Genomic DNA, 4,883 nt, shown 5'->3' on the forward strand with positions numbered 1-4,883 from the left:
CTTGCTAGGTGTGATAAATCTTGGATGTTTCCATGCTGCGTGATAAGGACTTTTGTCTAGCAAATCCCGAATAAGGCTATTGGATAAGCTGGGGGTAGGGCATGGATCACTATGATAGATTGATGCTGGCATATCGTAATAGATATCAGCCTCAGTGATTTCAAAATTTGAAGGATAATTAACCATTGACTGCCTCCAAAGATAAGAATTGTTTTTGGGATTGGTTAAGGATATTGACTTTATGGTCCGTCAGTTTATCAATACGGTTTTGTAAATATTCTGCTTCGTTTTGATGAAACTTTACTTGCTTTGTCAAACCTGCAAAGAATGAGAAATCATGAGCTAATTTTAAATGCCTATCTTTCTGATTCATCAATTCTATAATTGCAGTGTTGATTTCAAAGAGCGTTTGCTTGTCTTCCATGAAATTTCTCCACAGGGATGATCAGATTGTTGTTGGATTCGATCAGGGAATTAAGTTCGGTACGTGCGTCAAAGGCAAATCTTTGACCAGTAAGACGATCAAACATGATGATTTCGTCTTCTAATTGCTTTTTCTTTTGCAAATCCTCTTGACTCCACGCCTGAGGATTGAATATTTGTTGTTCATATTTCATTGGGAAATATTCCTTTCTTAGTTGAGAGGGGAAAAGGGATGGAGGTGCGAACTCTGTCCCTTTTTTTATAGTCATTAAACTTCGTTATACGAAGCAATCTATATATTTGATAACTTCGTGTCAAGAAATAAAAAAATTATTTCGTAAGTTGTTTACCGATGTTAATCCATGATTGATAGGCAGAGTCGTCAAGTTGTTGAGCTATTTCTTTCGCTTCTTTATAACGATCTTCAGAGTTTATATTAGATGGATATGTTAAGAGTGTAACAAGGTCTATTCCAAGCATGTCAGCGATTAACTTTAGCTGACTTGCCTTAGGCGAAATACCACCATTCATCCATTTTGAGATTGTCCCTGTGGATATGTTATAGCGATTAACAATATCAACTTGTTGAACATTTTTAATCTCTAACCATTTCCTAACAGAGGACATGATTTGAGCATTACTGTTCTTCTCTTCGGGGCTTAATTCTTTATCTGCCATATCGCTCATATTATATTAAGTCCATAGTTATATAAATACATTCAAACGAAATATTTCTTGACACTAAAACTTCGTTAAACTAAACTTACATCAACAACTGCTCTTTGACCCGTAAATAAGACTAAGACCGTGGCTGTATCGATTCCGTCATGGTCTGCCCATTGGGTCAGTGCTTACTTTCACGTAGCGCAACATCTGGCGTTTTAACGTCCTTCATTAAATCTGAATCTTTTTGAGGCTTCATTGATCTAATAACTTCTTTGCGTTCCCATTCTTCAATCGATGGAAGATACCATTTATAATTTGAAATATTGTCTAGTAGAGGCACAGATTTTGGAAAGCCTCTTTTTTCGATAAGATTGTTGATTACTGTATTGGAAACACCACCAAATCGTTCTCTCAGTTCTTTTTTATTCAGCCAAACTTTATCGACCACAATTTCCTCCATTAACAAAATAAGGGGTGACGATTTGGAAAAAGCGTCTTTTTGATGGTGTTGATTCTGTGGGCGATAACACCAAAAACCCCATGACCATTGTGGTCATAGAGATATAATTAATAGGAAAATTTTCCTATGTCAATAAAATTTTAGGAAAAAAAGACGAAATTAAAAAAAGATTTTTCGAGATAATTGATAATGGCCAATAACTAAGGATTTAATCTCAACATCTGGCTCTTCGCTACTCAATGATAACATGGGATTGTAATATTTTAATGTTAGTCGAGGTAGCATTGTTGGAGCTAATAGTAAGGGATTATCAGTCTTTGGCCATAAATATAATTGTCCATTCTCTCTAAATTGCACAATTTTTGCGGTTGTTTCATAAGTTCTTTGGATGCAATCAAACTTAACTACAATGACAGTATCGCCATTTTCCGGCATTTTCTGCAACTCTTCGAAAGGTGATGTTATTAGAATAGATCCCTTAGGGTATATAAGGTTCATAGAGTCGTCGTTGATGATGTAAGCAGAAAGTGAAGTGGATGGAAAATCTTCATGTTTGGGGACAATAAATGGAGTATGTTGGTATGAGCGCCACTCTTTCTCATCGGTCCATTTTTTTGATTCGATAGCACCTTTAATATAAATAGTTTCAGTGGGTATAGCATGCGTTTGTATTTCTGGTAATGATTCCATCGGTCGTTTGGAGAGAGCCATTTTTTGAATAGTTTCTTCAATGGGATCAAAAAAAATGTTCGGATCAACATTTAAATAATTGGCTAATTTGAACAAATTTTCTGTTTTGGGAGAGTTTTTGCTTGTTTTTAGTTTTCTGATAAAATCAGGACCTAACCCTGCTTCTCTACCTGCGCGGCTAGGTTTGATATTTTTTTTCTCAAGAACTTCATTTATTTTATCTAGCAAAATTCTATTTTTCATAAGTTATCTTTACTCAATTTACATTATTTCGTCATTCGTCATTAATTCCGTTTTTTCTCTTGAAATTAGGAAAAATTTCCAATATTAATATTTTAGGAGGAAAAATGATCGAAAAATTCATTCTTTTATGCAGCCTGTATTGTGAATACAAAAAAATTTCAGCTTCTACTTTATCCAATCGTGTTTTGAACAATGGCTCAACGTTGAAAAAGATAATAGCAGGGGATTCCTCCATGACTTATCGCAAGTTGCAAGAAGCAATTAAATGGCTCTCCGATCATTGGCCAGAGGATCAACAATGGCCAGATTATATTGAACGACCAAAGGAAAGGGTAGAGGGATGAGTAGTTATATAGATAATGAGCCAGATGAGTGGAGCAAGGAAACAAAAGAATATGTTCTTTCTTCAGAAGAAAAAATCAGAGAGCAACTAGCCAAAGTAGTTGCATCAACTGATGGTAATCTTGTTTACTCTGTATCAGATTTTATTGGATGGGCATGGAGCAACAAACATTTATTTATTGTTCCAGAGGATCATTAAAACTCTGGTAATTCACCAAGATTATCTTGGGTCGTTTTATTAGAATCTGTTCGTAAGTATTTTTTACCATCAACTTTAATAATACTAACATTTTTACCTTTATACCACTCTCCATTTTTTTTATAGGAAGTAACGTAAGTGTATCCTTTATTTTCAATAGCATTAACTACCTGCGAGCGCGTTCGTTCTTCTTCTTTTTCAAGAGTCTCTCCATTATCAAGACGACGTTTAACTTTAATAATATGTTCTTGGTTTTCATCATATCTTACGGCGGTGATAACAAAATCTGCCCATTTAGCCATAACAGTTTCCTCATGATTATAATTGTGTCGTAACTTTTATCATGGGGCAAATGGGAAAGGGAGTCAAATTCCTTTCCCGCCATACTCTGCCCTTTCTTTTCAATGCGTTGAGGGGAAAGGGGAAAGTATGAACCAGATGAATCTTTTGGATTGTATCATTGCTTTGATCCATCAGTTTCATGCCTTCCGTCTTCCTTCATATTAGCAATCATTCCGTGATTGTTAATATGGAGGAATTAAATGAAAAGTTTTAGTCAAAAAAAGTGTAAATTTTTTACCATGATTACAAATGATTTATGCGTAGAAATGACGCAACGACATATTCAAAACCGATATGGGAATCTGCGTAATGCAGCAAAAGTTGTTGCAGCAAAACGCGGGTGGTCAATGGTGACGTTTAAAAACTGGTTGTATGGCAAGAACGCCCCAAGAATGCAGGACTTAATTACCTTGATGGCAGATTGTCCTGAATTAGAAAAGGAAATTATGGATATGGTAAAGGAAACTCGCAAATGTTTACAGCAATTATAACCGCAGCTTGGCGGGGCTTTGGGTTTGATAGCGGGGACGAATATAAAGAGTTGCGCCTTGGCTTTGTCAGCTTTGCGATTATTCAAGGAACATTTTGGCAACAGCACAGGCGTTTGAAAGAAGATGCCGCATGCTTGAAGCATGAAAATAAATTGTTAAGGGGTTATCTCGGCTGGAAAGTCCATGAATAGTCAAAACAATCAATTTAATCATTGTGAGGGTGCAAAGTTTGGACGCCGAGCCCTTCACAATGGCTCTGTAATCCAAAGGAATGAGCAATGACAAAAATAGAGAACAACGGGCAAATTGTAAAGAAAGAAGTTTTCAAAGTTATAGTATGTAATACCAAGAAGATTATCGAAGATGAATTCGATATTCTTTCGGAATATTCTCAAGAGGTTTTATGCATACTTTTAACTATAAAGAAAAATTTACGCAAAGATTGCAATGAAGAAATTCAAATATCTTTTGAAGAACTGTGCCATTACTCAGATGAGGATTTTATTTCGGTAACATTGCTTAGCCTATCGGATGTTCGTAAATCCGCTCAACAACTAGAGGCAAAAGGCTATCTGATCCGTGATAAAGACGGTTTCCTCATGCTTGCCCAGAGGGATGTATAATGCTTCACCCACAACAAACACCCCACAACATTAAGATACGCCCAGCGATTACAATATGCGCGCAGAGCGATCAACAGCGCACTTTAAGTCGTATTACCGACGAGGTCTACCAGCATTTATTAAGACACGCGACCTTTGCCCCAAAAAGCACCAAAGGTTCCTCTCGTTTTATCACGCGTCAACGAATCGCAGAGAAACTACGATTCAATTTATGGGTGATTAACCGATCCATTCACGAGCTTATTCACGCAAAACGACTACAACCCCACCGTGACGGTTATTTAGTTCTTATCAAAGAGGAGAGCGTGTAATGGCTGCTAAGGAAAGTGGATATAAATGGTCAAAGTTTTATTGGGATGATTGGGCAAATGACGGTGCCTTACAATCGTGCAATTTAACAGCTC

The 4,883-nt window shown here is 36.5% G+C and carries 12 protein-coding genes and 1 pseudogene; 6 read left to right on the plus strand and 7 right to left on the minus strand.

The window, feature by feature from the left end:
* From PQG54_RS12170 to PQG54_RS12195, 6 genes and pseudogenes are all read right to left on the minus strand, one after another.
* Positions 1 to 186, minus strand: a pseudogene (locus PQG54_RS12170) (hypothetical protein); the annotation flags it as partial.
* Positions 179 to 424: a hypothetical protein gene (locus PQG54_RS12175; RefSeq protein WP_271790827.1), complete on the minus strand. Its 246-nt coding sequence runs from the start codon at positions 422 to 424 to the stop codon at positions 179 to 181. The pseudogene PQG54_RS12170 and the gene PQG54_RS12175, both read right to left, overlap by 8 nt.
* Positions 399 to 617, minus strand: a complete 219-nt coding sequence (locus tag PQG54_RS12180; protein WP_271790826.1) for a hypothetical protein — start codon at positions 615 to 617, stop codon at positions 399 to 401. The genes PQG54_RS12175 and PQG54_RS12180 overlap by 26 nt, the downstream gene beginning before the upstream one ends.
* 136 nt (positions 618 to 753) lie before the next feature.
* Positions 754 to 1,110, minus strand: coding sequence for a helix-turn-helix domain-containing protein (locus PQG54_RS12185; protein ID WP_271790825.1), 357 nt, complete (start codon positions 1,108 to 1,110; stop codon positions 754 to 756).
* A gap of 157 nt (positions 1,111 to 1,267) precedes the next feature.
* Positions 1,268 to 1,537: a hypothetical protein gene (locus tag PQG54_RS12190; protein WP_271790824.1), complete on the minus strand. Its 270-nt coding sequence runs from the start codon at positions 1,535 to 1,537 to the stop codon at positions 1,268 to 1,270.
* Positions 1,538 to 1,708: 171 nt separating this feature from the next.
* The gene (locus PQG54_RS12195; protein ID WP_271790823.1) at positions 1,709 to 2,482 is read right to left on the minus strand and encodes an XRE family transcriptional regulator; all 774 of its coding nucleotides are present in this window, start codon (positions 2,480 to 2,482) and stop codon (positions 1,709 to 1,711) included.
* A 104-nt stretch (positions 2,483 to 2,586) separates the two neighbouring features.
* Between PQG54_RS12195 and PQG54_RS12200 the strand changes: the two genes are divergently transcribed.
* The gene (locus tag PQG54_RS12200) at positions 2,587 to 2,826 is read left to right on the plus strand and encodes a hypothetical protein (RefSeq protein WP_271790822.1); all 240 of its coding nucleotides are present in this window, start codon (positions 2,587 to 2,589) and stop codon (positions 2,824 to 2,826) included.
* On the plus strand, positions 2,823 to 3,023 hold the full coding sequence (locus PQG54_RS12205; protein WP_271790821.1) for a hypothetical protein: 201 nt from the start codon (positions 2,823 to 2,825) through the stop codon (positions 3,021 to 3,023). Before PQG54_RS12200 ends, PQG54_RS12205 begins: the two co-directional genes overlap by 4 nt.
* On the opposite strand, the gene PQG54_RS12210 is transcribed toward PQG54_RS12205, so the two are convergent.
* The gene (locus PQG54_RS12210) at positions 3,020 to 3,325 is read right to left on the minus strand and encodes a DUF3892 domain-containing protein (protein WP_271790820.1); all 306 of its coding nucleotides are present in this window, start codon (positions 3,323 to 3,325) and stop codon (positions 3,020 to 3,022) included. The genes PQG54_RS12205 and PQG54_RS12210 overlap by 4 nt on opposite strands.
* Positions 3,326 to 3,565: 240 nt before the next feature.
* On the opposite strand from PQG54_RS12210, the gene PQG54_RS12215 reads away from it, so the two are divergent.
* From PQG54_RS12215 to PQG54_RS12230, 4 genes are all read left to right on the plus strand, one after another.
* Positions 3,566 to 3,856 carry a hypothetical protein gene (locus PQG54_RS12215; RefSeq protein WP_271790819.1) on the plus strand — a complete coding sequence of 97 codons (291 nt, stop codon included), beginning with the start codon at positions 3,566 to 3,568 and terminating at the stop codon, positions 3,854 to 3,856.
* On the plus strand, positions 3,838 to 4,047 hold the full coding sequence (locus PQG54_RS12220) for a hypothetical protein (protein WP_271790818.1): 210 nt from the start codon (positions 3,838 to 3,840) through the stop codon (positions 4,045 to 4,047). The genes PQG54_RS12215 and PQG54_RS12220 overlap by 19 nt, the downstream gene beginning before the upstream one ends.
* A gap of 87 nt (positions 4,048 to 4,134) precedes the next feature.
* On the plus strand, positions 4,135 to 4,479 hold the full coding sequence (locus PQG54_RS12225) for a hypothetical protein (protein WP_271790817.1): 345 nt from the start codon (positions 4,135 to 4,137) through the stop codon (positions 4,477 to 4,479).
* Positions 4,479 to 4,790, plus strand: coding sequence for a hypothetical protein (locus tag PQG54_RS12230; RefSeq protein ID WP_271807734.1), 312 nt, complete (start codon positions 4,479 to 4,481; stop codon positions 4,788 to 4,790). The genes PQG54_RS12225 and PQG54_RS12230 overlap by 1 nt, the downstream gene beginning before the upstream one ends.
* Positions 4,791 to 4,883: the final 93 nt, after the last annotated feature.

This window comes from Commensalibacter communis (genome assembly GCF_947179015.1).
Taxonomy (GTDB): domain Bacteria; phylum Pseudomonadota; class Alphaproteobacteria; order Acetobacterales; family Acetobacteraceae; genus Commensalibacter; species Commensalibacter communis.

Coding starts and splice junctions, on each gene's coding strand:
- PQG54_RS12175 (WP_271790827.1), bottom strand. CDS start 424: ATGGAAGACAAGCAAACGCTCTTTGAAATCAACACTGCAATTATAGAA.
- PQG54_RS12180 (WP_271790826.1), bottom strand. CDS start 617: ATGAAATATGAACAACAAATATTCAATCCTCAGGCGTGGAGTCAAGAG.
- PQG54_RS12185 (WP_271790825.1), bottom strand. CDS start 1,110: ATGAGCGATATGGCAGATAAAGAATTAAGCCCCGAAGAGAAGAACAGT.
- PQG54_RS12195 (WP_271790823.1), bottom strand. CDS start 2,482: ATGAAAAATAGAATTTTGCTAGATAAAATAAATGAAGTTCTTGAGAAA.
- PQG54_RS12200 (WP_271790822.1), top strand. CDS start 2,587: ATGATCGAAAAATTCATTCTTTTATGCAGCCTGTATTGTGAATACAAA.
- PQG54_RS12205 (WP_271790821.1), top strand. CDS start 2,823: ATGAGTAGTTATATAGATAATGAGCCAGATGAGTGGAGCAAGGAAACA.
- PQG54_RS12210 (WP_271790820.1), bottom strand. CDS start 3,325: ATGGCTAAATGGGCAGATTTTGTTATCACCGCCGTAAGATATGATGAA.
- PQG54_RS12215 (WP_271790819.1), top strand. CDS start 3,566: ATGAAAAGTTTTAGTCAAAAAAAGTGTAAATTTTTTACCATGATTACA.
- PQG54_RS12220 (WP_271790818.1), top strand. CDS start 3,838: ATGTTTACAGCAATTATAACCGCAGCTTGGCGGGGCTTTGGGTTTGAT.
- PQG54_RS12225 (WP_271790817.1), top strand. CDS start 4,135: ATGACAAAAATAGAGAACAACGGGCAAATTGTAAAGAAAGAAGTTTTC.
- PQG54_RS12230 (WP_271807734.1), top strand. CDS start 4,479: ATGCTTCACCCACAACAAACACCCCACAACATTAAGATACGCCCAGCG.